This is a genomic window from Pseudomonas sp. Irchel s3a18 (genome assembly GCF_900187535.1).
Lineage (GTDB): Bacteria > Pseudomonadota > Gammaproteobacteria > Pseudomonadales > Pseudomonadaceae > Aquipseudomonas.
Window position 1 is genome coordinate 1 of sequence record NZ_FYDV01000043.1, and the last position, 1,235, is coordinate 1,235.

A 1,235-nucleotide genomic window follows, 5' to 3' on the forward strand; every position below is an offset into this window, starting at 1 on the left:
TGTAGTGGTCAACTAATCCCGGACACGACGTTAAGTTTTTCTTCGGCCCGAGCTGGCGCCAGCCCACCGTTGAATTGATGGGGTCGAATCCAGTTGTACCGATGCATCAAGAATTGGCTGATATCACGCTGGGCTTCTTGAGCCGTTCTGTAGCCCGTGTTCGGTATCCATTCTGTTTTCAAGCTGCGGAACACGCGCTCCATTGGCGCGTTGTCCCAGCAATTTCCCCGCCGGCTCATGCTCTGGCGCATGCGATAACGCCACAGCCGCTGGCGAAATAGACGACTCGCATACTGCGACCCTTGATCCGAGTGAAACAGCAGGCCCTGAGGTTTGCCTCGTTGTTCGTAAGCCATATCCAGCGCCTTGATAACCAGATCGGCGTCCGGCTTTTCCGACAACGCCCAGCCCACTACCCGGCGTGTGCAAAGATCCAGCACGACAGCCAGGTAATGCCATTTCCCCTGGGCCCAGATGTAGGTGATGTCGCCGCACCACACCTGGTTGGGTGCCGGAACATCGAACTCCCGACTCAAGAGGTTCGGGATATCCAACCGTTCAACTGTCGCTCGTTTATAGGCATGTGATCCGGGCTGTTTACTGACGAGGTCAAGCTCGCGCATCAGGCTGCGCACTTTGAATCGACCGAGCTGCTCACCGTCGTCACGCATCAGCGACAGGATGCTGCGGCTGCCCGCAGCACTGCGACTTTGCGAAAACAGCTCGCTCACCCGGCTGCGCAACCGAAGCCGTTCGACATCAGGTGTTCGGCGCCTAAGGCGCTGGGCGTAGTAGCACGAACGGGTGACTTCAAACACCTTGCACAGCCAATCAATCGGCTCATGGACTCTCAGCTGATTGATCAGCGCGTACGCTCGTGATCTTCCGACATCAAGAGCGCGGTAGCCTTTTTTAATATCGATTTTTCCCGTTCAAGGCGGGCGATCCGGGCTTCCAGCTCCTGGATTTTCTGCTGTTCCGGGGTCAGCGCTCTGCTCTGCGGAGTGACGCCTTGGCGCTCCTGCTGAACCTGATCAACCCAGCGGCGCAGGGCCGACTCGCCGACGCCGAGTGAACGGCTGGCTTCGATGTAGCTGTAGTTTTGCTTGAGCACGAGGTCGGCAGCCTCGCGTTTGAATTCAGCAGAAAAGGAACGGCGTTGTTTGGTCATCTGACACCTCGATCTGGCGAGCATTCTCACCTAAATGGGTGTCCGGTTTCATTAGACCACTACA

The 1,235-nt window shown here is 57.1% G+C and carries 1 protein-coding gene; it reads right to left on the reverse strand.

Translation table 11 applies throughout. The annotated features are described in order from the left end of the window. Window positions 1-8 precede the first annotated feature (8 nt). Window positions 9-1,171 (reverse strand): IS3 family transposase gene (locus CKW29_RS25335; protein ID WP_095147513.1). Its coding sequence is split into 2 segments (ribosomal slippage): window positions 9-916 and window positions 916-1,171, totalling 1,164 coding nucleotides; the frame shifts between segments, so codons are not numbered across the junction. Window positions 1,172-1,235: the final 64 nt, after the last annotated feature.